Annotated in this window: 20 protein-coding genes and 1 tRNA gene; 6 read left to right on the top strand and 15 right to left on the bottom strand. The window is 50.8% G+C overall.

The window, feature by feature from the left end; genetic code table 11:
- Positions 1-186: 186 nt before the first annotated feature.
- The 3 genes from ACE41H_RS06505 (at position 187) to ACE41H_RS06495 (ending at position 4167) form a co-directional block, all read left to right on the top strand.
- The gene (locus ACE41H_RS06505; RefSeq protein WP_375354157.1) at positions 187-1917 is read left to right on the top strand and encodes a DEAD/DEAH box helicase; all 1731 of its coding nucleotides are present in this window, start codon (positions 187-189) and stop codon (positions 1915-1917) included.
- Positions 1918-1939: 22 nt separating this feature from the next.
- Complete coding sequence (locus ACE41H_RS06500; protein ID WP_375354156.1) at positions 1940-2866, top strand: YqhG family protein; 927 nt, start codon at positions 1940-1942, stop codon at positions 2864-2866.
- A gap of 230 nt (positions 2867-3096) precedes the next feature.
- Positions 3097-4167, top strand: a complete 1071-nt coding sequence (locus ACE41H_RS06495; protein ID WP_375354154.1) for a hypothetical protein — start codon at positions 3097-3099, stop codon at positions 4165-4167.
- Between the two features lie 51 nt (positions 4168-4218).
- On the opposite strand, the gene ACE41H_RS06490 is transcribed toward ACE41H_RS06495, so the two are convergent.
- The gene (locus ACE41H_RS06490; protein WP_375354153.1) at positions 4219-4479 is read right to left on the bottom strand and encodes a YqzE family protein; all 261 of its coding nucleotides are present in this window, start codon (positions 4477-4479) and stop codon (positions 4219-4221) included.
- 105 nt (positions 4480-4584) lie between these two features.
- On the opposite strand from ACE41H_RS06490, the gene ACE41H_RS06485 reads away from it, so the two are divergent.
- Entirely contained in the window at positions 4585-5304 is a 720-nt protein-coding gene (locus ACE41H_RS06485) for an N-acetylmuramoyl-L-alanine amidase (RefSeq protein WP_375354151.1), read from the top strand.
- On the opposite strand, the gene ACE41H_RS06480 is transcribed toward ACE41H_RS06485, so the two are convergent.
- A complete protein-coding gene (locus ACE41H_RS06480; protein ID WP_375354150.1) occupies positions 5279-6190 on the bottom strand; it encodes a divergent polysaccharide deacetylase family protein in 912 nt (303 codons plus the stop codon). The two genes, ACE41H_RS06485 and ACE41H_RS06480, sit on opposite strands and share 26 nt — an antisense overlap.
- A gap of 463 nt (positions 6191-6653) precedes the next feature.
- Between ACE41H_RS06480 and ACE41H_RS06475 the strand changes: the two genes are divergently transcribed.
- Complete coding sequence (locus tag ACE41H_RS06475) at positions 6654-7079, top strand: SRPBCC family protein (protein ID WP_375354148.1); 426 nt, start codon at positions 6654-6656, stop codon at positions 7077-7079.
- A gap of 2 nt (positions 7080-7081) precedes the next feature.
- Positions 7082-7408 carry a metalloregulator ArsR/SmtB family transcription factor gene (locus ACE41H_RS06470; protein WP_375354146.1) on the top strand — a complete coding sequence of 109 codons (327 nt, stop codon included), beginning with the start codon at positions 7082-7084 and terminating at the stop codon, positions 7406-7408.
- Positions 7409-7911: 503 nt separating this feature from the next.
- Here ACE41H_RS06470 and ACE41H_RS06465 read toward each other — a convergent pair.
- The 13 genes from ACE41H_RS06465 to ACE41H_RS06405 all read right to left on the bottom strand — a co-directional run bounded on the left by ACE41H_RS06465 (position 7912) and on the right by ACE41H_RS06405 (position 23640).
- Positions 7912-8874 (bottom strand): ArsR/SmtB family transcription factor, encoded by a 963-nt coding sequence (locus tag ACE41H_RS06465; RefSeq protein WP_375354144.1) that lies wholly within the window; start codon positions 8872-8874, stop codon positions 7912-7914.
- A gap of 76 nt (positions 8875-8950) precedes the next feature.
- Positions 8951-9460, bottom strand: a complete 510-nt coding sequence (locus ACE41H_RS06460; RefSeq protein WP_375354142.1) for a DUF4358 domain-containing protein — start codon at positions 9458-9460, stop codon at positions 8951-8953.
- Between the two features lie 6 nt (positions 9461-9466).
- Positions 9467-10603 (bottom strand): DHHW family protein, encoded by a 1137-nt coding sequence (locus ACE41H_RS06455; RefSeq protein WP_375354141.1) that lies wholly within the window; start codon positions 10601-10603, stop codon positions 9467-9469.
- A gap of 11 nt (positions 10604-10614) precedes the next feature.
- Entirely contained in the window at positions 10615-12021 is a 1407-nt protein-coding gene (locus tag ACE41H_RS06450) for an MBOAT family O-acyltransferase (protein WP_375354139.1), read from the bottom strand.
- 37 nt (positions 12022-12058) lie between these two features.
- Positions 12059-12745 (bottom strand): GDSL-type esterase/lipase family protein, encoded by a 687-nt coding sequence (locus tag ACE41H_RS06445; RefSeq protein ID WP_375354137.1) that lies wholly within the window; start codon positions 12743-12745, stop codon positions 12059-12061.
- Positions 12746-12919: 174 nt separating this feature from the next.
- Positions 12920-14743, bottom strand: coding sequence for a sensor histidine kinase (locus ACE41H_RS06440; RefSeq protein WP_375354135.1), 1824 nt, complete (start codon positions 14741-14743; stop codon positions 12920-12922).
- On the bottom strand, positions 14740-15417 hold the full coding sequence (locus ACE41H_RS06435; RefSeq protein WP_375354133.1) for a response regulator transcription factor: 678 nt from the start codon (positions 15415-15417) through the stop codon (positions 14740-14742). The genes ACE41H_RS06440 and ACE41H_RS06435 overlap by 4 nt, the downstream gene beginning before the upstream one ends.
- A 47-nt stretch (positions 15418-15464) precedes the next feature.
- Positions 15465-16214, bottom strand: a complete 750-nt coding sequence (gene gpmA / locus ACE41H_RS06430) for a 2,3-diphosphoglycerate-dependent phosphoglycerate mutase (RefSeq protein ID WP_375354131.1) — start codon at positions 16212-16214, stop codon at positions 15465-15467.
- A gap of 177 nt (positions 16215-16391) precedes the next feature.
- A complete protein-coding gene (locus ACE41H_RS06425; protein WP_375354129.1) occupies positions 16392-18791 on the bottom strand; it encodes a glycoside hydrolase family 6 protein in 2400 nt (799 codons plus the stop codon).
- A 415-nt stretch (positions 18792-19206) separates the two neighbouring features.
- On the bottom strand, positions 19207-19764 hold the full coding sequence (locus ACE41H_RS06420) for a class I SAM-dependent methyltransferase (RefSeq protein WP_375354128.1): 558 nt from the start codon (positions 19762-19764) through the stop codon (positions 19207-19209).
- Between the two features lie 147 nt (positions 19765-19911).
- Positions 19912-19995 (bottom strand) — tRNA-Leu (locus ACE41H_RS06415).
- Between the two features lie 175 nt (positions 19996-20170).
- Positions 20171-21274: a glycoside hydrolase family 88/105 protein gene (locus ACE41H_RS06410; protein WP_375354127.1), complete on the bottom strand. Its 1104-nt coding sequence runs from the start codon at positions 21272-21274 to the stop codon at positions 20171-20173.
- Between the two features lie 77 nt (positions 21275-21351).
- Positions 21352-23640, bottom strand: coding sequence for a helix-turn-helix transcriptional regulator (locus ACE41H_RS06405; RefSeq protein ID WP_375354125.1), 2289 nt, complete (start codon positions 23638-23640; stop codon positions 21352-21354).
- Positions 23641-23675 lie beyond the last annotated feature (35 nt).

Raw genomic sequence — 23675 nt, 5'->3', positions numbered from 1 at the left:
ATTTTAACATACCATATATAGGTTCAACCATTTCAAAATTGTGAACTTTGCGGAGAAAAAACACTTCATCTTATAGAGCTTCTCTGCCATTCTTTCACGGCTATGTTATGAACTTTCTGCTTTAAGTCCATACTAATACCTACGAGTATCAGGTGCTGCCATTAGCCTCAGGAAGGAGGACCTATTGTGAGACCATCGACAAATTCAACTGCTGTTCCAACTTCCGCGCAAGAGCTGCCTGTCCCTGTCCATTTTGACTACTCATGGGCGGAGGAACTGGACGCCAGAATGCGCAAAGGAGGTCCCTGGGGGGACTGGGAGCTGTTCAAGCTCGCTATTGAAGCCGAAGAAGCGAACATCGTTCCGAGCTTCGACGAGCTTCAGTGTCTTAAGCATCTGCAGGGACTGACCCCTCTCCCGCACCAGCTGGATACGGCCCGCAAGGTACTATTCGAAATGTCCGGACGCGCCATTCTCGCCGACGAGGTCGGACTGGGCAAAACGATCGAAGCCGGCATGATTCTCAAAGAATATATGATACGCGGCCTCGCAACCAAGGTGCTGATTCTGGTTCCGGCTTCGCTGGTGCTGCAGTGGGTCCGGGAGCTGAACAACAAATTCGGCATCCCTGCCGTCGCCCAAAAGAAAGCCCATTCCTGGCATTCCGATGTGGTCGTCGCCTCCATGGATACAGCCAAGCGTGAGCCGCATTGCGATATTTTGCTGGATACGGATTATGATTTGCTGATTATTGACGAAGCCCACAAGCTGAAAAATAAAAAAACAACCAACTACCAGTTCATGACCAAGCTGCGCAAAAAATACTGCCTGCTGCTGACGGCGACACCGGTACAGAACAACTTGTCTGAGCTTTTCAATCTGATCAATCTTCTAAAACCCGGACAGCTAGGCAGACAGGGAGATTTCGCAGCCAATTTCGTAGTTGACAAACGTCAGCCCAAGAACGAGGAGCAGTTGAAGGACGAATTGGCCAAGGTCATGATCCGGAACCGGCGCGGGGAAGGGCCTGTGCAATTTACAAAAAGGAATGTCTCCAACATCAACCTGGCGCTATCGCCTGACGAACAGAATCTGTATGACGGAGTCACCTCCTTCGTTAAAGATCAGTATCAGGCAAACGGCCGCAATCTGAGCAGCATGCTCTCCATGGTGACGCTGCAGCGGGAAGTATGCAGCAGCCGAGATGCGGTGTTCATTACTCTCGTCAATCTCGCCAAAAAGCTGGCGCCGGATTCCCCGCTGCGCGACCGTATCTGGGAGCTTGTCGCCGCGATCAAGGCGATCCAATCCAATACCAAGGCGGAGAAGACACTTGAGCTGATCCGCGAAATGAACGATAAAGTTATCATTTTCACGGAATACCGGGCCACCCAGGAATACCTGCTCAATTATTTCAGGGAACGCGGGCTTACTGCCGTCCCTTACCGCGGGGGAATGAACCGGGGGCGCAAGGATTGGATGATGGACCTGTTCCGCGGCCGGGTGCAGGTCATGATCGCGACCGAAGCCGGGGGCGAAGGCATTAACCTGCAGTTCTGCAGCCAGATGATCAACTTTGATCTTCCCTGGAACCCGATGCGGGTGGAGCAGCGGATCGGCCGCGTGCACAGGCTGGGCCAGCAGAACGATGTCCACATTTACAACCTGTCCACGACAGGCACAATTGAAGAGTATATCCTGAACCTGCTGCATGAAAAAATCAATATGTTCGAGCGGGTCATCGGTGGACTGGACGTCATTCTCGAACGGCTTGAGCAACGCGAATCCATTGAAAAAAGCCTGTACAAAATTATGCTGGAGTCAGGCAGTGAAGAAGAAATCCGCAGCAAACTGCACTCCCTCGGCCGTTCCCTTGATTCCATCAAACAGGAGGTAGAGCGGGAAGGCCACAGCTGACCTGTGAAAGGAGAACGTTAACTTGTCCATGAATCCTGACGAGATCCAGCGTTATGTAATGGCCTACCTTCGCTCCACCGGCTGCAGCGTTATTGAAAAATCACCGGCACATGTCACCGTCAAGCTGTCCCCCGAGGCGGACAAGGCGCTGACGAACCGGCCGTATTACTGGAGCTATGTCGAGCGCACCGGGGTTCCTCCGGAAACAATGTCGTATACGTTCGTTTTTGATCCGGCGGCTTATGGGCAGTTGCAGCAGAATAGTCCTCCCGCAGCCGCCAATCCGGATTCGAACGGGCTGCTTGCCCGCTATTTCGGGGCCGCTCCGGCTTTGCCGCAGTTGGGTCCGAACCGGATTCTGCGCGAAGAAGTCAGCTTTGGCAGCAGAAGGCTGCAGCAGATTTTTGCCGCGGCCCGCGAGGGAGGGCGTTATGTCAACCTGTTCGAGCAGGCTGGTCCCAAGCAGCTTGATGCGCGCAGACCGGTTAAATATGAAACCTGGCTTGGCGTGTGCTTCAAGGTGGAATTTATCTGCGACCTGAAGCGGGAGGAGATGCACTTTCTCGGTATCTCCATGCGGACAGGACAGATTCAGGAGGACTTCGGCAAGCTGCTGGCTGGCAAGGAGCTCAGCCCGCAGCTTGCAGGAAATATGCATATTCCGGCGGCCAAGCTTCCGCTTGCAGCAGCGGCGGCACAGCTGGAAGCTTATCTGCTTGAGGAGATCCGGGAGCGGGATTACCGATGGTCAGAGCTGGCGAGAGAGCGCCTGTCCGAAGAGCTGGCAGTGATCGACCTGTACTACGAAGATTTGCTGAAGGAGCCTGATGAGGAGAAACGGACGGGCGTGCAGGAGCAGCACAGCGCGCGCCGCCAGGAAATGGCCTGGCAGTATGAACCGAAGGTGCTGATTTCTGCGATTAACTGCGGGCTTTTTCATCTCCGCTAGGGACATATCCTTTCAAAATTCAGCGGTGCCGGCAGCCGAATGCCATGATTCGCCCGCTTCAGGCCATCTGCTTGCTGTCCTAAGCCGTCCCGGCCCTTTAAATCGACAGCGGCATACGCCTTTCTTTATGGCCTGTCCAGCGACAGCAAGCGGCAGCCTTCTCGCCGTGCCCGGTTTATGCTTATCATACGACACTTTGCAGTTATGTAATATGAAAGAGGTGGATATCCATGAAACGCAGAAGCGCATCCGGCAAAGGACCAGGACTTGTCGCTGCGGCCATCATCGCTTTTACGGCAGCGGGGCTATGCTCCCTGCCCGTCCGTGCGGAAACCGATGGACAAGCTCTTGTCTCCTCCGATTCAGCGGCAGAGCTGTCTGATACCCAGATCAGCCAAAGCCGGCCCGACGTAGACAACAAGAGCACTCCGGGCAGCCTCTTGGGTCAAGCCGCAACCGCCAGCACTGCTCCAAAGGCCGTCAAGCTCGCTGCCGAAGCAGCCCGTGCCTCGCTGGCCGGACAACCGCAGTTCAAAGGCTGGGAGAACGCGGATTTAACCTACAGTCCGCTCGGTCCGGGGACGCATGCCTGGCTCGTATTGGTGCGGGGGGCAGGAGAGCCGGAAGGCTATATGATCATAGGCCAGAACAAGGATGGGTCTTTCCGGTTAAATGAATACGGAGCCGGCAGCCTTCCTCCCTTCAGCCTGAATATATTGCAGCCTGTCCTTCAGTCTCTTGCTGCGGCTGCCCGGACCACCGTGGACCATATCCGGGTAACACCCGTATATGAGGAGCCCGCGTTTGCCTATTGGACAGTTCAATCCCCTGCAGCGGAGCATCTTATATATATAGACGCTTTTACGGGACAAGACCTGCCTCTGGGAGAAGCGGGCTGGAGAAGCAAACTCGAACAGGCAACCAGTTCTGCCGGTACAGCCTCTCCGCTTACGGATGCCGCACGGCCCGTTACCGATTCCACCCATGGGGACAACAGTCCCTATGCGGACTTATCATGGTTAAAGCAAAAACCGCTTTCCCTCGGCAGCATCCGCGAATTCGAACAAGCACTGCAGGCATCACCCAAAATGAAGATGATTTACAGCGCTCAAGGGCTTAATTATGTATTTAATTCTCCTTTTACAGTAAACGGATATCAACAATGGAACTCCGGAGATCTTGCTGCACCCGGAAGTCTCTATATACGGACAGATTACATCGGCCAAACTGCCCGGTACCTGCCGTTCAGCCGCCTTGCGGCTGCAGGCGCATTTTATACAGTGCAGGACAAGAATGATTGAGTGAAAACCAGCAAGCCCGTTCCATATCCGGAGCGGGCTTGTCGATGGGCATTATCTGCCTGCCTTCTGCTTCCTGTCTTCGCTTCGCGAAGATTTAAGCCACATGGAGAATGAGAAGGGAAGCATGCCGAACCATCTTGTTCGCCACGATTCTCTCTCCATTCTGCGGGCACGCCGGACATCACGGGGCAGCTCTATATATTTTACAACCTGCTCCGTAATATACCGGACAAGCTCATCACCTTTAGCCATCTTATCCGCCTCCCTGCCACCCTTGCGGGGCAGCCGTTTTTCCCCCTCTTTACTCAGCATGCGCATTTCCCCGTTAAACTAAACAGGTTTGCAGGTGCATGTATGGATTTCCAGAAATTACACATGCTACTGTCAGACCATAATTGTTCCCGGGGGGAAATGAAGATGCAGCTTCGAATTCCTTTTAAAAAAATGTTTGCGATGCTATTGACCATCTTGACCATGCTGTCCGCCGGAGAGCCGTGTTCTGCCGCGGCCGCCTCTCCGCCCAACGAGAGCACCGAACAGCTTCCCAATCTATTTTTCAGCAGACCGGTCGTCATTATTGATGCCGGTCACGGAGGAATTGACGGGGGCACAAGTCACAAGGAAGTTCTTGAAAAGGATATTAACCTGAAAATCGCCCAAAAATTATATCTCTTCCTCCGCAGCAGCGGTTATGCCGCCATTCTGAACCGGAACGGGGATTACGCCCTCAGTGAGGAGAACCGTTGGCTAAAATCTTCAAGACACCGCAGGGATCTGGCGCAGCGTAAAAGTCTGACCGATGAGCTTCCGACTACGCTGCTTGTCAGCCTTCATGTCAACTGGAGCAGGCACAGTGGCAAAAACGGTCCTGTTGTTTTATACCAAAACGTTGCCGAAAGCTTTCTGCTGGCTGATTCGATCCAGCAATATCTGAACAGCTTTTACCATTCCTCCCGCCTGCCCATGTACGGCAAGCCGTTTTATCTGCTCAACCAGATCAACCAGCCTGCCGTCATTGTGGAGACCGGGTTTATCAGCAATGAGCGTGACCGGAAGCTGTTATGTGATCCTGCGGCCCAAAAACGGATTGCATCCGCCATCGCCGACGGAATTATGGCGCACTTAACGGCATGGTAGGCTGGGGTGTCCATCCCCAGACCGTGCTTACCAGCCGCCTGATACCGACCAGCTCCGTTTTTTGCTGAAGCTCGGGGATGGACTGGCGCAGCACGGAGGAGGTATACAATCCGGGCATCCCGACATGGCCGATCATGACACAGGTATCATGGGAGTCCAGCCAATTGGAGACGGTGTTCATCTTCCTGGATACATGTGTCAGCGTGTACACATCATCCAGGAAGATATCGTTATGAACCGGAGGCAGCCCTTTTTCCGTTGCAAGCTCATCCACCACCGACTTATGGCTGGTACGGCTGTCCACAAAGAACATCCCTCTTTCTTTGCACACGTCCAGGATGACGGACATAATCCGGCGGTCCGCCGTAATTTTGGAGCCCATATGGTTGTTAATGCCGACCGCGTGCGGTACATCATCGATGGCCGCCTCTACCCTGGTGCGCACCTCTTCATCCGTCATATCGGACATAATGGCACCGGGTCCCAACCATTCCTTCTTACCCTTGTTAGGCTCCATAGGCAGATGAACAAGCACGTCATGTCCTTTTCGGTTGGCTTCCTCGGCATCCTGCTTCGTGGTGGGCATAAAAGGCATGACTGCAACTGTAATATGTGCTGGCAGATCCAGCATCTCCTTAGTGCCCTTCATTCCGTTGCCGAAATCGTCCACAATAACTGCCGCCAGCTTTCGAGTCCGCTCCGCATAATGTTCAGTATTTCCTTCCTGTTGACTGGCAGGCGCCAGATCAGAAACAGGGGGATTCAAAGGGCCAGCCGCCGACATCAGACCTTTTACGGGGAAAACAGCGTCCATAGCCAGCCCGAAAAAACAGCTTACCCCAAGGACTATACAAAGGTTTTTGAACCCTGAACTCATTTTTCCCATGACCTTACCCTCCTCTTGGCTGTGCTTTCATTGTGTGAGGAAGCAGGCACAAATATGTATGAGTACAGACGATGAGCCTATTCTTTAGGATTCATCATGGTTCGTCATTTTTTGCACTAAACTGCGCAAGCCCTGGTTGGTCTCGTTCAGCTGTACAACTCCGAAGCCGGCTCCTGCTTCTCCCACCCGGGTCTGCAGTGATTCCAAAAACTTCGGCAGGATAATGCTCTTTTGCTTTCATGCCATCCTTCAGCATTTTGAAATCTTTGTGCATGTCCGCTATGGAGCCGCCAATAATGTCCTCTTCTTCCTATATCAACTTCAATCTGTAAATTATTTAGCATAAAAAGCATAGGACCCAATGATTTCCTGTGTAGAAAAAATGGCCTGCTCTTGAAATATAACACCTATAGGTGTTACTATAAACAGAACCAAAAGGTGTTATGAATCGAGGAGGCCTGTCATGTCAACTCAAGGAGCGTTGCCGGAAATTCGTAAAACCGTCATTCTGAATGCTTCCATTGAAAAGGTGTGGAAAGCCGTTGCTACATCGGAGGGAATAGCCGCATGGTGGATGCCCAATACGTTTGAACCGGTAGAAGGACATGATTTCATCCTGTATGCCGGCCCATTTGGCGATTCCCCCTGCAAAGTCACCGAAATTGATCCGCCCCACCGTGTTGCATTCAAATGGGGAAAGGACTGGCAGCTCACTTTTGAACTGTCCGAGCTGGACAATGGAAAAACAGGATTCACGCTAATCCATTCGGGCTGGAATGAAGCCCAGGTTACCGAGTTTGGACAACCTCATTCGGTTGTGCGCGGGATTATGGACGGCGGTTGGGAAGATATTGTCAAGAACAAACTCGTTCAATATGTTGAGGTCTAAACTTGGGCGCACCTGCATTAAAGCATGATGTTTTTCAGGCCATCGCTGATCCCACCCGCCGCAAAGTGTTAAAGCTGCTTGCAAATCAGGACATGCCCATTGTAGCTATATCGAAATGCTTTCCGCTGTCACGGACGGCTATTAACAAGCATTTGCACATTTTGTCCGATGCAGGTCTGGTCAGCCGTGAGAGAATTGGCAGGGAGACTCGCTATAAACTGAAGCCAGAGCCTCTCGCCGAAGTCAGGGAATGGCTCTCCTTCTTTGAAGCGTATTGGGATGAAAAGCTGGATCTGCTGAAAAGCTACGTCGAGAATGACATGGATTGAAATCCGGAAAGCCACCCGGCCATAACACTTGATCATTCTCATACCAGGTCGCACCATAATCATTGCTGAACGATAGCTTGCTGTTGTTGCTGGTCACCGCCAAACGCCCATCCGCCAAATATCCTAAATGAGGCTCATAGACTCCTCTCGCCCCAAGCGTTCCGGGCCCTCCGGCATTGCTGTCGATATTGCTTAGATAAGTCCATGTCGCACCGCCATTCGTACTTTTGTATACGGGAAGATAAAAGGACTCTGCCCAACGCACCGAGCGGGCTGCCAGAAGAATATCCCCATTGGGCAATTGAATCATTTGACCGTTGTCAAGATCGCTGCCCGGATCGCTGATTGTGCCAAGAACGGTCCATGTGCGGGCATTGTCCGTATTCCGAGCCGAACGTACCGGGACGAATCCCTCTGGCATCCGTCCCTGCATCCGTGAAGGTGGGAAAGTTTTGTAATTAATACGTATGCAAAAAAGGCTCTTGATTACAATAATTATGTAATCAAGAGCCTCCCGATTCATTTTCTGATTCAATTTGATCTGCGGCATAATAAACTTTAAGGACAATATCCTGTTCATAATCGCCGAATTGTCTGCCGAACAGGTTCATGCCCCCTTGGTGAACCGCATCGGGCTTTACACCGACCCGGAGTCTGATATTGGGACGCTGCATAAGCTTCAAGTCGCCTATCGTAACATCAGAAATTCTCTCCATGTCGAGCGTTGCCCATTTCCTGTCGATACGCCACGTCTTCAGCAGCCCGTATTGTGTTGACCAATCCGCCCACCAGGACGGATTCAGCCTGCCGCGCCGGTCGCCAAAATCTCCGGGACTTGTCCATGTGCCAATCTCAACACCATTCATCCAAACCGTAATATCAGATGGCCAGTTATTGTCATAGTTCGGCGCCTCGGAGCACATTTCCATAGACAGCTCCACAGCATCGATACGGGCCTTGGGCGGTACCTCAAGTGGCAGCAAATATTCCAAATACCCTTTCCGCAGCCAAATGATCTGTGCTCCAACATGCTTCGGATGATAAAAGCTGGCCGGCTCGTCCTCACGGACGATCATGCCGTCGGCGTTTGCCATCCCACAGGTGGGATGAACCTCACAGTCACTATAATGACCGATCGGCATTTCCATCTCATACGTATTCAAGACCGCTCTTGGCACCGTCTTCTCTATATTGAAGGCAATACGAATGTCGTCATAATTACGGCTGCACACCTTCATCGCCCCCCGGGAAGCCGGGAGGAGCTCCGTGTTGATCAGTTTGGCTGCCTCCAGTATTTTCACATTATTGGCTACCGTCGACACCGGGAGTTTTAGCGTTTCTGCAATTTCCACAATATTCATATTCCTTGTGCTGAGGAGCTGTAGCATATCGACACGAGCACGGGTAGACAAGGCATGAGCAACAGTTACAAGTTTATCTGGATCATCGAAGCTTAATTCCAGCATGTCAGGTGTCTCCTCTAATATCATTGATTACAATGATATTACCTGAAATCGTTTTTGTTATCAATATTTTGGAATTTTATCGGATGGGTTTAAATGCATCGTCAAATGCACGCTCCATTTGATTTGCCTCCTTAGAGACCGCAAAGAAGACTAATCGTCCCTCCGTCTTTAACACATGATTTTCGACCAAAAAATATTCGTCTGGACGATAATCCGCAAATTTTATTTTCTGCGCGGCAATTCGCTCCTCGATCTTCTCTTTGACGATTTCCGCTTGAGTCTGTTCCTTTACTTTGATCACGGCCCATTCGTCCGCTTTCACATTCGATACCGATGTGTAAAGAATAAAGTCTTCCACGATATCCGCATCAAGCTTATACAATTTCTGCAGCTTTGCATGATCCCCCTTCTTCATCTCTTTTAGGTCCACCGTCTGTTCGATGCTCTTGCCCACTTCAGCGGCCGAAAGCTTTTCCGTCGCCTCGCTGCCCTTGCCCACACATCCGGACAGAACGCCGATCGTAACAGCTATAACAAGAAAAATAGTGAGAATGCCCCTCCTACTTGTTGTCCATTGTTTTTTCATTTAACATCACTCCGATAAATATTGGATGGACGGGTCTTCCGAAAATGTGTTCACATTGTAAAGCAGCAGCATCTCCTGAATCCCCTGTCGATTTACAAACTCCGCCAGATCCTGCTCGTAATAACGAAGATCCACCACGTCGATTTCGCTGAAATGCTTCAGCAGAAAGGGAATGAAGCTGTTCGCGTACGAATCTTTGACCACCAGCAGCTTTTTTTCGTTCGTTTGGGCCGTTTCGATTCGAATCAGCCCATGGTTGCCGTTCAGAAATACCGCGTATTTATCCTTCTTCTCCAGTTGCTCCGGCGCATACAACGAATTCGAGGCCTTGCCTTCGTCGACAAACGTTACGGTATATTTCCCCTGATCCTTTGGCCGATACAGCTCGATGCTGTCAGGCTGCACATGCCTGAAACCGCTCTTCGAATAAAGCGATCCGTAAAATTCACCGGTTGCCTGCCGAACAATAAAGTCCTCCTCCTTTTGCGGGTTCAATCCCATTTGCTTGCACAGCTCAAGGTAAGCGGTATAAGCGCCTTGAGTCGTCCAGTGGTGGTCGGTTTTATAAAAAACATGCTCCCTCTTCGCATACAACGCGGGAAATACATCAACAAAATGAATATCAGGAGACAGCAATCGCCTGATTTTATCCAGATAACCTTCTTCAGCACCGGTTTCGGCGTATTTCGGAAGCTTGTCCTGAAGCACAGCCGCCGCCGTGGGCACGATCATCATATATTTGCGCAGGCCGGATGTGGCATCGTCAAATGCTTGGATGGCCTCCATCTTCGCCTGCAAATCCCCTTCCACGGGAGGGACAAACTTCTGAATCAAATACCCGTCTTTTCCAAGGTAAACCCCGTTACTCTCCTTTTTCCCCAGCAAACGGTCCATATCGGTTTTCGCCCCAACCCACAGGTCACGAAGGGCAAACTGGTCGGATACGTAGGTCTCAAAATCGGAAGTAAAGGCACCTGACAGCAATGCTGTCATAGAAAACTGCGGCATCTGCTTCAGCACCCGGTTCTCCGCTTCCGAAAAGGCGCGATCCGGCACAACCAGATTAAGCACGGCAATCATGCCCGTAAACAACAGCAGCAATAAAGCCAGACATTTTCCGTTGAATTTGTCGTTCCCGTCCATCGTCCCCCTCCTTAGAATCGAAAGTATAGAAACGGATTATAGGTTGCATCCACCAGGTACGCCGTTGACAGCACCATGAACAGAACATACATAAACGGAACGACTATTACACCGGCAGTCCTCCACCTTTGCTTCATGTACGTCAGAACCTTCCCGGGAAGCGGAGTGGCACAGAGAGCCAATACGATCAGCAATACGGCATTCGCTGACAGATCGTACAACGCCTGCCGATCCGCAAATCCATGTCCGCCAAAGCCAAACATCACGCCGGTGAAACGCCAGGCGGAAGCCAATTGCTCCATTTCAAACAACACCCAGCCGATGATCACAATCAGCAGCGTGTAAACATGGCTGGCAAAAACAGGCAAACGCCCAAGCCACCGCAACAGAAACAGCTTTTCGATCATCACGAAAAAGCCGAAATACAATCCCCAGACGATAAAATTCCAGCTTGCGCCATGCCATAATCCGGTCAAAAACCATACGGCCAATACGTTGCGAAGCTGCTTCATCATCCCATGCCGGTTGCCGCCAAGCGGGATATATACATACTCGCGGAACCAGGCGCCGAGTGAGATATGCCATCTGCGCCAAAACTCCGTCACACTCCTCGAAATATACGGGTAACGGAAGTTTTGCATGAAATCAAAGCCGAACATTTTGCCAAGACCACGGGCCATATCGGAATAGCCGCTGAAATCGAAATAAATTTGCAGGGTAAATGCGATAATGCCAAGCCAGGCGGACAGGATGGAGAGTTCAGCGGTCGGCTCCGCTTTGACGCTTGTCCACAGCAATCCGATATTGTTGGCAAGCAGCACCTTTTTCGCAAGGCCCCTGATAAACAGCTCTGCCCCTTCGCCAAAACGATCCAGCGTCACTCTGCGGGAAGCAAGCTGTGCCGCGATATCGCCGTATTTCACAATAGGACCTGCCACAAGCTGGGGAAACATCGCCACATACGTCCCAAACGCAATGATATTTCGCTGTGCCTGCACCTTGCCCAGATATACATCCACGACATAAGACATCGTTTGGAAGGTATAAAAGGAAATACCCACCGGCAGAGGCAAATCGGCCATTTGAATCTGCAAATGAAATATATGGTTGATATTGTCGATGACAAACCCGCCATATTTAAAAAAACCGAGAATCCCCAAGCTGCCAGCCATCGAACCGAAAAAAAACATGCTGGCGATTGGCTTGCGGTGCCTGTATTTATCGATCATAAGCCCGTTGAAGTAGTCAAACACCGTCGAGAATACCATAATCACAATGTATACCGGCTCGCCCCATGCGTAAAAAATCAAGCTTGTGATGAGCAAAACAGCATTTCGCAGCTTCCTTGGCGAGACATAATAAAGCAGAAGAGTGAAGGGCAGGAAAAGAAACAAAAAGACAAGACTGCTAAAAACCAACCCTCATCACCTCCAAAGAAACAGACCCGCTCGCATGTTATTTCACTTGCCCCTTCAGCAGCTCCAGCAGCTGCACATAAAATTCCGGTTTAAAATGAATGCCGTCCGCATCGTAAAAATCAGCGCCGTTTGCAAAGAGCGGAGACAAATCGGTAAATTCGACCTGCTCCTTGTCTGCCAGCTCTTTTACAGCCTGATTGTAATCCCCGATATTTTTGTAGCGGGGTTCCTTCTTCAGCGCTTCAGCACTTACCGGGGTAACCGTTAACAGTGTGATCCGGGCTTGCGGCAGTTTCACCTTGATCGAATCAATTAGCTTAGCGTAGTTGTTCATGGAATAGGTCGTCGGATCATCTGTCGGCCATAAAATATCATCTGAGCCCAATTGGATAAAAATCTGCTTCGGATTACGCTTGGTGAGCTCGTCGATGTCATCAAACGCAAATTGTGCTGTTTTCCCCGCGCCAGCGAGCACATTTTTCTCGTCCAGCACATCATGGAAGGACAGCCCCTCCGTAATGGAATCCCCGAAAAATACGCTATCTTGAAAGATCTGTTGATACGATTTGGCGGTCGGCTCCGGTGCTGCAGCACCCGTGTCTCCCTGTTCCTGCGCTTGAAGCGTCGGCTGTTGTGCGGTCACGTCAGGCGTTTGCTTTCCGCATGCCGCCAGTGCCAGCGTGATGCTTCCCATTAGTAATGGCAAAACGATTTTTTTGTTCATGTCATCTACCTTCCTTTCGAAAAAGAGTGTAACCGCGTGAGATCAAGATAAAGTGCAGATTCAATCAAAATGGTTTATAGATTGGGAGAGTTGTCATATAAACAAAAAAGAGCTGTTCGTCCAAGGACCGAATGGTCCTCAGAGACAGCTCCTTTTTCCAAAATGCTCGTCATCCTACGCCTTTTTATACAAATAAAAATAAAACAGGACTCCGTCCCGGGTGTTCATCACTCCATAAGGAACGCCTTGCAGCTCCAATATTTTTTTGGAAATGGCAAGGCCGAGTCCCGTTCCTCCGGTCGACCGCTGGCGGGAAGGTTCGCCGCGATAGAAACGATCCCAGATTTTCTCCAGCTGCTGTTCCGGAATACGGGCTCCTTTATTTTCAATACATATTTTCACCCGATCATGCTCTTCCATGGTGTTTATGAAAATGTACTCTTGCTCCGGCGTATAAAGAATTGCGTTCGTAAGAAAATTGACAAGGACCTGCTCAATCCGCAGCTCATTGCCGACCACCTCGACAGGTTGAAGCGAAGCGTGCAGACGCAGCTGTTTTTTTCCCATGTCCGCAGCTAATTTGGCACAAATGCGCTCAATGAGAATGTCGATATAAAATGCATCTATCTCCATTTTGTACGTTCCCGATTCATACTTCGCCAGCTCCAGCATATCCCCGATGAGCAGATTCATCCGGTTCACTTCATCCTCCATCGCCGCAAAATAGTGCTCCCGCTTATGGCTTGCTACCCCGTCCTTCAGCACGGAAAGACAGCTTTGAATGACGCTTAACGGGGTCTTAAGTTCATGCGACACACCGGAAATAAACTCCTTCCTCGTATGCTCAAGCTGTTTTTCCTTCTCAATATCCTGCTCCAGCCTGACGATATAGGCATGCAGCCGTTCGGAGAGTTCGTTAATGCTGCGTGACAAGTCACCGATCTCATCGTGGGTTGTGACGGGAATTTTTTCAGAAAAATCGAGCGCCGCCATCTGCTGTGCCGTTCGATTGATACGTAATAGCGGCCTCGTGATTTGACGGGAGTAATAAAACGAGACCAGCAAGACGAGCAGCACCGCGGCGGCAATGATGTATACATAATATTGTTGAATCATCCCCGCAGCTTCATTCACCGGCTGCAGCGATGTGACCGCAAATAAGTATCCGGGTTTTCCGCCGCCTGTATCCTGAACCGGATCAATAAATATTTTATAATCCACGTGGTTTTCTTCGTAATCAATGACCCGGCCCATGTCCGCCTGCGGATAATCTCCATACAGCAGGTCCGCTTGGAAAGCTTGAACCCGTTCCAGCAGCAGTTGGTTCGTATAACGCGAAACCGCCGCTCCTTCCGGTATCCGCAGCTTCGTAATCGTGCCTTTTACCAGAATGCTGGGATACTTTTCGTGGTACTCGCCTGGACTTGCATATCTGGTGACGACTTCGTATTCTTTGTTCACCAGCTGCCGATTTTCGAGATGGTTTTCCTCCCGCAGATTGGATACGCTTCTCCCCATCCGCTGAATGACCAACTCATCATTCATCAGCAGGCCTTCCATAGCGATGGGTTCCCCTTTATTAATCCATGGAGCCTTAAACGGATTGTCGCTATAAAAATCTTCCACATTCATGAAGCTGTACAGCGGAACCTTGATCGTGCGGCCGGAAAATGCAGAATCTCCGTCAACCTGGTCCAGCTTAATTTCCATGAAAAAATCATCGGTGTATTTCAAATACCCCATTGCGTCAAGCGGTGCGACCCAGGTGTTATAACGTTCATAAAAATCCTGTTCCAGCGTGCCCGCCTGCTCTCCATTGACCGCCCGTTGCAGCAACCCCTGTTCGTATACCCCGAGTGCCGTTTTTACGTCCTTCACCTTCTGATGGACATAAAATCGCTCAAAAAACACGGTTTGTCCGACAAAAATAACTGCGATCAGGAACAGGCATAACCCGGACGTTAACAAAAACAGCTTGAGTACGATGCCCCTTTTCATGGCTGATCCTCAAATTTGTATCCCGAACGCACTACCGTAACGATATGCCTGGCATGATCCCCGAGCTTGGAACGCAGGTTGCGGATATGGCTGTTGACCGTGCGATCATCGCCGACAAAATCATATCCCCAAATTTTTGTAATCAACTGTTCGCGGGTGATGATGGTGCCTTTGTTTTTCATCAGGCAGGCTAAAATTTCGAATTCCGTGTGCGTTAAGCTGCAATTTGTCCCATCTATCAAAACGGTTCGGGACGGAAAATGAATCGAAATGCCGCTGCTGGTCAGCGTAGCATTCTCTTCTTCGCGAACATGCTGGCGCTGCAAAAGCCGCCTCACTCTTGCGAGCAGTATGGGTGGACTGTACGGTTTGGCAACGTAATCGTCAGCGCCAAGCTCAAAGCCAAGCAGCGTATCATCTTCGTCCGAACGGGCCGTCAGCATAATGATCGGGACATTCGATGTTTTGCGGACCCGCTTGCACACAGACCAGCCATCCAGCTCAGGCAGCATGATGTCCAGTATGATCAAGTCCACCTCATGTTCTTGAAATAACAAGAGTGCTTGTTTCCCATCTGGAGCTTCAAGCACGCTATAACCCTCTTCGAGCAGATAATCCTTCATAATTTCCCGTAAAATATGTTCATCTTCTACAATCAATATCGTTCTTGGCATATGATAACCTCACAACGTTTTCTAGCACCCCATCTTCTTAACACCACTTATTCCATAATCTTGTCTGGCTTGGCAACCTCCTGAATCTTGCTCTCTATGTGCTGCTCGCTTCCAAGGTAATATTTCGCTATCGGATGTAACTGGTCATCTAACGTATATACTAGCGGAGTACCCGTTGGCACATTCACATCAATAATCTCTTCCGAACTGAGATTGTCCAAAAACTTGATTAATGCCCGCAAACTATTGCCATGTGCAGCGATAATTACTTTTTTACCTGCTTTGATCTGTGGCGAAATTTCCTTATCCCAATAATCCCTGACCCGAACAACCGTTTCCTTGAGGCTTTCCGTTAACGGGATAAATGCATCATCAATGTCGCGATATTTAACGTCGTATCTTGGATTACGGTCATCGTCCTTTGTCAAGGCCGGGGGCAGCACATCATAGCTTCTGCGCCATAATTTAACCTGCTCTTCTCCATATTTCTCAGCGGTGGTAGTTTTACTTAAACCTTGAAGCGCACCATAATGACGTTCATTTAGCCGCCAAGTCTTATATACAGGGATCCACAGCAAATCCATTTCTTCAAGCACATAATCCAGTGTTTTAATCGCTCGCTTCAAATATGAGGTGTAGGCTACATCAAATACGAACTGTTCTTCCCTGAGTAGTCTGCCGGCGTGCAAAGCCTCTTGAATACCTTTATCCGACAAGTCTGCATCCATCCAACCTGTAAATAAATTCGCTTTGTTCCACTCACTTTCTCCATGTCTAATCAAAACCAGCTTATACATCTCTCTACCTTCCCTTTCTGATGAGTTTTTTCCATATTGTCGGTTACCGAACTATCTAGTCTACCCGCTGCGCCTTTCTGCTAAACCCTGATACTATTCTATACTGCCCTGGCAATGCAAATAAACCCGCCGACCCATAATAGGTTGGCGGGTTTTGTTTATGACTCGACTGTCGGGTTAAGGCTCGATCCCCCACACCAGAACTCCGTCTTGGTATAGCGTCACTTTTTCCCAGTCGGCGAAGGAGGTTTTGGTCGCATCGTACGAGTAATCGTCGGTCTCGTCAAAATTGCTCCAGTTCGACTTGGCCATTCGCGTCTGGATTTCTCCGGTTTGTCCGCCCGGAGCAAGCGTGCCTGCGCCAGCCGTGAAACCGACCTCCATATAACTGTCCGTGAACGTGACCGTCACGTTAGAAGAGCCGATTTGCGCCCAGTCGACCCAGGCTTGCATCGCTTCACTGCCGTCTTCGGTGAAATAGTAGCGCAGCTTCAAATCGCTCAGCTGGACGGCGTCCTGGCCGTTGTTCTTAATATTGAAGTGCGGCCGGATTTGGTTGTCGGTTGCGCTGGAATCGCTGTTGCGGTACTGCACCGCCAGATCGCCCCTAGGCGCTTCCTGCGGAGCCGCGCTGGCGACGCCCGAGTCCGCGCTTTCGCCCGACGAATTGACGGCGCTGACGACATAGTAATACGTCGTGCCGTTCTCTACGGCGTTATCCGTATAAGACGTTCCCGCGACGGATTCCGCGATCGTCTCAAACGGGCCGGACTCGCTCAGCGCGCGCTTGACGTTGTAGCTGTCCGCGGCGGACTCCGCCTCCCAGGTCAGTTTCACCTGCGCGTCCCCGGACTCCGCCGCGAGGCCCGCAGGCGCAGCCGGAGCCGGCTTGACGGCGGGAGTCGCGGTGGCCACGGCCGAATCCGGGCCTGTCCCGACTGCGTTGACGGCGCTGATCACGTAAAAATAAGCCGTACCGTTCATGACGTTCGTATCCGTAAAGGTCGTCGCAATCCCCGTCTCGGCAATAGGCACAAACGGGCCGGACTCACTTGCCGCGCGTTTGACGATATAGTTCTCCGCACCGCGGACCGCGTTCCAGTCCAGCTTCACTTGCTGGTCGCCCGCCGTTGCGGTCACCCGCGCCGGAGCGGCCGGAGGCGTATTCTCGCCGCCGTTATCGGTTAGCGGAATGGCCGGATAGGCGTTATTCACGAGCTCGACAAACTGATCGTGGAACCAGTGACCTGAAATCGGGGCATTCGGTAAAGCTCCTGTCAACGTGCCGTTGGACGTTGTGTAGGTCGGATCGCACATCCGGTCGAAGCCTTTGCCTTCGTTATTCGGAATTTGCGTGCTTGAGCCGTCCGATTCTCCGGGTGGCTTCACCCAGACGAACGCATCGACACGCGGATAACCCTGCGGATCCGCCTCAGGCCGCACACCCATCCCCGCGCCCGCAGCGTTGCACCAGTTGCCGCGATGCAGACGCTTGTCTACACGGCCGGAGTTCACATAGGTATTGATATCCGAACCGGACGCGCCGGTCGGCCGATCGGGCCCGCCCCATCCGTTGCGCGAAGTGTCGATCAGGAAGCCGATGTCGGACGGCCAACCTTTGGCCACAAAGCCAGAGTAGAGCGCCGTCGTAAAGTCGGCCTCATCGAAATACGGGTTCCATTCATAGAACTTCGCCGAACGAATCGGCTGGCCGTTGATCGTCAGATTCGGATCCGGCAAATTCGGTTCAACGAGCGGCGTCGTATTGGCCGTATTGGTAATGAAGCCGTCAACGCTGTCCAACCCCGCCTCCGTTCCTTGAACTACAGATGTATACAGATTAATCGACGGCTGGAGGTTGGAATCCCATCCTAGCCAACCGGAGTGGCCGATGTCCAAATATTTGTAGACGTTCGGGATATCAGCCAGTTGATCCAGCGTATAGCGGACCGCATCCCGGTAGATATTGGTCGAGTTCGCCGCCGCACAGGCCGGGTCGTTCAGGTTCGTCACCAGGTTCGGCAGCGAATCCGGTTCGATCACTGCAATAATGCGAATATCTTCGTATTTCGGGTCAGCGAAAAGATTTGCGATCACATCGATATATTCCGTTTTGTATCTTTGCAGCGCTGCCTGCGTAAGCGGCAGTTCGCCGTTTGAAGCCAAGGCATGACAGTCGCGACCAGGCAAATTGTAGATAACGAAGCTGGCCGTGATCGGCGTGTCGCCCTGCTGTTGCGCCAGCGCATTGTCCAAATGCTCTTCCAGACTAAGGCGCCCGCCGGCGGCTTCGCCGCCATGAATCGCCGCAATCCGGTCCAGCCAAACTGCCGTCGGATACGACTTGACCGTCTCCATCTTGGCCGCCAGTTCATCGTCTCCTACGCTGGCAATCGACATATCGACGGATTTTGCGTAATCCGGATTCAAATACGCCGTAGCGCCGATAAACGGATTGTCCACGTGAGCTGGGGACGCCTCCCCTGTCCCGGCCGGCAAAGACAACGGAACGGCTAATGCCGCAATCAGACAGCCCGCGAGAAAGGGCTTCATTTTAGGAAAAAACTTTCTTTTCATCTCGTTTCACTGCTCCCTTCATTGTTTTTTTTATATTCCATCAGGACTCCAAGCCTCCTCCTACGGGCAAATACGCCCGATCTCCGGAGATATCTACCGATAGCATCACTCTCCTTATCGTTTGATAGAGGTGCGAGTGGAAAATAAGTAGATGTAATGTAAATATAGTTAAGTATGCGCTTTCATTTCCAATCTCATCATAAGACAATAGGGATATTTTGTCAATCCAAAAAAACGCCTTCAAAAAAAACATCTCAAAATATTCAATTTTTGCTTGAATATTTCGAGATCTGCAAGCGCCGTACCATTGATCGGCTCATTCAGGAACGCCACTTATTCCATAATCTTGTCTGGCTCGGCAACCTCCTGGATCTTGCTCTCTATGTGCTGCCCGCTGCGTCTTTCTGCTATACGTCTATTGGCTACAGCAAAATACATAGGCAGGAGGTATATTCCTTAATTCTCTTTTAATATTGATTTTACCGAAATAATTTCCAATTAAATCTTTCTTTAATAAAGTGTACTGAAAAGTAATAAACTTGCCCCCCTGTCTCAAATGCGTTTGTGTCAGCCGTAGAATGTTTGAGGATATACTATGCGGTAAACTTGCAAATGGAAGTCCTGAAACAAAATAATCCACCCATGGAATCTCATACTTAATCATATATTTCTCTATATGCTCTGCAGAATCATTAATAATATGAAGGTTAAGTTCATGTTCAAATTTCTCTTTTAAAAGGTTACAAAATGCTTTGTTACTTTCGAAAAGCAATACTATGGTGGTTTCTTTCCTATTTCTTAAGATTTCTTCAGTAAATACCCCCGTACCCGGACCATACTCCACAATGAAGCTTGCTTGGTTAAAATCGATATCGTCAACCATCTTGCTTGCAAGATATTTCGAGCTTGGAAGCAGGGCTCCTACCGTTCTTGGCCTGGTGATATATTGTTTTAGAAATGATAACACTCCCATTTCAATCCCTCCCTTTTTTAGGCTTATGGACTATAACAGCACTTGCAATGTAATTTTGAGGCAGAATCCATGCATTGCATATTCCAATAATGCAAAAAGCTCCTGAATCTCTACTAGAGATAATTCAGGAGCTCATTCGTATCACGATGCGGTCGAGAGGACTCGAACCTCCACGGGGGTTAGCCCACACGGACCTGAACCGTGCGCGTCTGCCAATTCCGCCACGACCGCAAATTATAATGAGTGCTTTGAATTTTTTTATTCGCAGCAACAAGATTGATAGTATCATATTTACCAATTAACAGTCAACACAAAATTGACAGATTCCAAGGACCTGTCCATAACAACCCCGAAAAGCCCCCACTAGGGAGGCCCTATCGATTGTGCTTACGCGCGAATGACAAATTCATGGCTTCAGCCGCCTGATTTCGTTATACGCCATAAGCAGCGGTGCCACGCCGTGCCCGTTGTTCTCGACGATCTTCTCGCCGAAAACGTAGTACTCGTAAGTGCCGTCGCGCAGCTCTCCCGTTTCCGGCTTCCTGCCGAGGCCGGCGCTGCGGCAGATGCCCCCCAGCAGCACTTCTCCACTCTCTTCACGCAGATAGCGGCTGATCGTTCCATCGAACGCTTTTTGGCCATAGGCGGCGTACGCTTGCGGCAGGTAGCCGAGCCGGACTCCCTTCAGAATGGCATACGCAAGCATCAGCGTTCCACTCGTTTCCAAATAATTTCCTGCCCGCACACCCTGATCCACCACCTGATACCACATGCCCTCGCTGTGCTGATGCGGCAGCATACCGTCCACAAGCTCATGCAGGTATTGTTTCAGGAAGTCGCTATCGACCGGCTCTCCCTCCAGAATCTCCAGCATATCAACCAGCGCCATGGCGTACCAGCCAGCCCCTCGCCCCCATACATGCGGCGAATAACCCGTCGCCGGGTCGGACCAGAACATGTGCCGGCTCTCGTCGTACGCATGCCGATACAGCCGTTTTGACTCGTCAAAGAGAAAACGGCGAACATTGCGGAACTGGGCGAGCGGATCGCTGTAGTCTTTCCCCTCCACAAATCGCTTGATGTAGGACGCATAGAACGGCTGCCCCATATACAGACCGTCAAGCCATACCTGATAAGGGTAGTTCTGCTTATGCCAGAAGGAGCCTGCGCCTGTTCGCGGATAAACCGCCAGCTGCTTGTAAAGCAGGTCCAGGACCTGTTTGTATTTCGGATCTCGCTCTTTGTCGTATAAAGCGAACAAGACGGTCGCCGTCCGAATCTGGTCGATATTGTAATTTGCCGGGTCGATGACGGGAATCCGGCTTTCTTCGTCGTACAGGCCATCGATGAATCCTTTGACGAAGGCGTATTCCGCCTCGTCGCCTGTCTGCGCATAGCTGTCCAAATACGCCTTCAGAATGCAGCCTTCGATATAATGCCATCTCAGCGAATACCATTTGGGCTCCGCCATGTATTGCGCTTTAAGCCGATCAACTAACGCATAAGACAAGATAACCAGCACCTCCACAGTGAATCACGATATTTCTATTGTCATGATGGTTTTCGCAGGCATGATCATTTCCATAGTCATGATGATTTGGAATGTTCTTCACGATACTGCCCCGGGGTCATGCCCGTCTGTTTGCGAAACGTGCGGATAAAACCCGTAGCATTCCTGTAGCTCAACCGTTCGGCGATTTCGTTGACCTTCAGCGAGCTGTCCTTCAGCCACAGCTTTGCCATGTTGATCCGGTACTCCGTCAAATATTCGCTGAACGTCACACCGATTTCCTTCTTGAACACCCGGCTTAAGTATACCGGATGGAATTTCAGCTTCTCCGAGCACGCGTCCAGCGTGATGTCCTGATCGTAAGCATCATGAATCATCTGCACCACTTGGCGGGCGATGCTCATATATTGCGAATCGATCTGCTCCTTCAGGAAGGACAAGGCCAGAGGAAACAGCTTCGTTTTGAACCAGGACTCGATGTCCGCCGCCGTGCTCAGCTTCAGGAATTGCTGAACCGCCGAGTTAGTGCCAAGCAGACTGTTCAGAGCCCCCCCGTGCTGCTGAACAAGCCGGTATATCCGCGTGATCAGCTCAAGCATCAAAATTTGAAAATCGTTGAACGGAACGTTCTGTTCCATGATCGACCTCACATACCTGTCGAAATGCTCGAGGGCCGAAGCCTCATCGCCCGCCTGCAGCGCATGGATCAGGCTGTTCTCCAGATAAGCCCAGGAAGCGTCCGGTTGAATACTGACCACGGAAGACGATTCGATATCATCATAGCTCACGATTACATGATAGCCGAGGCTAATTCTCCGCTTCAACGCCTCCAGCGCTTCCGAATAAGCGTTCATGGCACCTGCATATCGGTGAAACGCCCGGCTGATGCCGATGCTGACCTGGAGCTGAAGCAGCTCGCGCACCTTGCTTTGAATTTGGCCCGCCAACTGATGAAACAGCGCTTTTAGCTCATCAGGGCGGTCCAAATCGCTTGTAATCAGCGACACCTGGGACTGGTCCAGCAGCAGCGAGCCGATCAGGTTGTGGGACGGAATCAGCTCTCCGACGATATTGTGTATTGCAAACAACAACAGCTCTTTATCCTTCTCCGTATATCTCGTGTCCTGCAGCGTATCAATCTGAATGACGAGCACGCCGAGCAACGCGCTGTTGTCGGCAATCCCGTACACGCCGCTTTTGTAAACAAACTCGCGCTCAGTCACCTGGCCCATGAACAGCTTGTGCAGAAAAAACTCCTTGATCTGTCCGCGCTGCCCTTGCAGCTGCTGCTGCAGCTGCTGCTGAAGCTGCCTGCGCGAGCTAAACAAGATGTGCAGGCGCTCCTCAATATAGGCGAACTCGTCTTTTTTGCCGGCATCGTCCGCTTCTCCGCCAAACTGCTGCATGATCGCGAACATCCGCCGGATCGGCTCGTACATTCGTCGGCTTCCGAAATAAGCGAATACCGCAATCACGGAAAAAATAAGCACACAGGCGTTGACCGTAACGAGGGCGATTTTGCGTGATTCCTTGGTAATCTCCTGGATGGATACGATCGACACGTAAGTCCAGTTATGAGGGTCGGACCCGAGAACATTGACGGCCAAGCCCTGTTCTTCAAAATACCCCGTCTCCACTGCTGAATACGCTTTCAATTCTGTCAAAACCGCATCGCCGATCTTGGGCGAGCCCGGACTGGACAAAAACGGCTCACCCTCGCTGTTTAGCACATAAATGTTTCTCCACTCCGTATTTTGCCGCAAGTCTTGTTCCAGCTCATTGTAAGACAAATCGACGATCAGCATCCCTTTCGGCTGAGAAGAGGAGTTGATCATTGGCAGCTTGACAATCAGGCGGATTTTATAAGGATCTGCCACTTCGTCTGCCGGCTGATCCGCCTGGTTCGCAGCCTCCGCGCGCCAATACATCTTCTTCGATTGCAAAGCGTACTCGCTCATCCGGTCGCGGTCGGGGAATGTCCCGGAAGGGGTAAATCCGAGCTCGCTGATCATCCAGTCGTGGTCGAGATTGATCAGAAAGGTGTCGGTCACGCCTGCAATGGAATGAAGATTGTATAAACCTTTGGATAAAGCCGTTATGTTCTGAAAATCGTCGGCCGTCAATGCGCGGTCGTACAAGTTGGCCGCCAGGGGAGAGTTGATATACTGCACCGCGCCCATTTCCACATTTTTGAATATTTGCTCGATTCGCGTTTTGTTTTGCAGCAAAATCTGCTCATTGCTTTCGTTGACTTTTTTCTCAATATCCTGTTTGGCAATGAAGTAGGAGATCGTCCCGGTGGAGACGACCGGAACGGCAACCAGCAGCAGGGTGAAGACGAACAAACGGACTAAATATCTGGGCATCGGGCATCCTCCCCCTTCGACTACTGTATCAGGCG

The sequence above is a fragment of the Paenibacillus enshidis genome, assembly GCF_042136365.1.
Taxonomy (GTDB): Bacteria; Bacillota; Bacilli; order Paenibacillales; family Paenibacillaceae; genus Paenibacillus; species Paenibacillus enshidis.
Note: the sequence above shows the minus strand (reverse complement) of the source record. Positions and strands in the feature narration are given on the sequence as shown.

Coding starts and splice junctions, on each gene's coding strand:
- ACE41H_RS06425 (WP_375354129.1), bottom strand. CDS start 18,791: ATGAAAAGAAAGTTTTTTCCTAAAATGAAGCCCTTTCTCGCGGGCTGT.
- ACE41H_RS06455 (WP_375354141.1), bottom strand. CDS start 10,603: ATGGACGGGAACGACAAATTCAACGGAAAATGTCTGGCTTTATTGCTG.
- ACE41H_RS06435 (WP_375354133.1), bottom strand. CDS start 15,417: ATGCCAAGAACGATATTGATTGTAGAAGATGAACATATTTTACGGGAA.
- ACE41H_RS06490 (WP_375354153.1), bottom strand. CDS start 4,479: ATGCTGAGTAAAGAGGGGGAAAAACGGCTGCCCCGCAAGGGTGGCAGG.
- ACE41H_RS06440 (WP_375354135.1), bottom strand. CDS start 14,743: ATGAAAAGGGGCATCGTACTCAAGCTGTTTTTGTTAACGTCCGGGTTA.
- ACE41H_RS06460 (WP_375354142.1), bottom strand. CDS start 9,460: ATGAAAAAACAATGGACAACAAGTAGGAGGGGCATTCTCACTATTTTT.
- ACE41H_RS06475 (WP_375354148.1), top strand. CDS start 6,654: ATGTCAACTCAAGGAGCGTTGCCGGAAATTCGTAAAACCGTCATTCTG.
- ACE41H_RS06445 (WP_375354137.1), bottom strand. CDS start 12,745: ATGAACAAAAAAATCGTTTTGCCATTACTAATGGGAAGCATCACGCTG.
- ACE41H_RS06495 (WP_375354154.1), top strand. CDS start 3,097: ATGAAACGCAGAAGCGCATCCGGCAAAGGACCAGGACTTGTCGCTGCG.
- gpmA (WP_375354131.1), bottom strand. CDS start 16,214: ATGTATAAGCTGGTTTTGATTAGACATGGAGAAAGTGAGTGGAACAAA.
- ACE41H_RS06485 (WP_375354151.1), top strand. CDS start 4,585: ATGCAGCTTCGAATTCCTTTTAAAAAAATGTTTGCGATGCTATTGACC.
- ACE41H_RS06420 (WP_375354128.1), bottom strand. CDS start 19,764: ATGGGAGTGTTATCATTTCTAAAACAATATATCACCAGGCCAAGAACG.
- ACE41H_RS06480 (WP_375354150.1), bottom strand. CDS start 6,190: ATGGGAAAAATGAGTTCAGGGTTCAAAAACCTTTGTATAGTCCTTGGG.
- ACE41H_RS06465 (WP_375354144.1), bottom strand. CDS start 8,874: ATGCTGGAATTAAGCTTCGATGATCCAGATAAACTTGTAACTGTTGCT.
- ACE41H_RS06405 (WP_375354125.1), bottom strand. CDS start 23,640: ATGCCCAGATATTTAGTCCGTTTGTTCGTCTTCACCCTGCTGCTGGTT.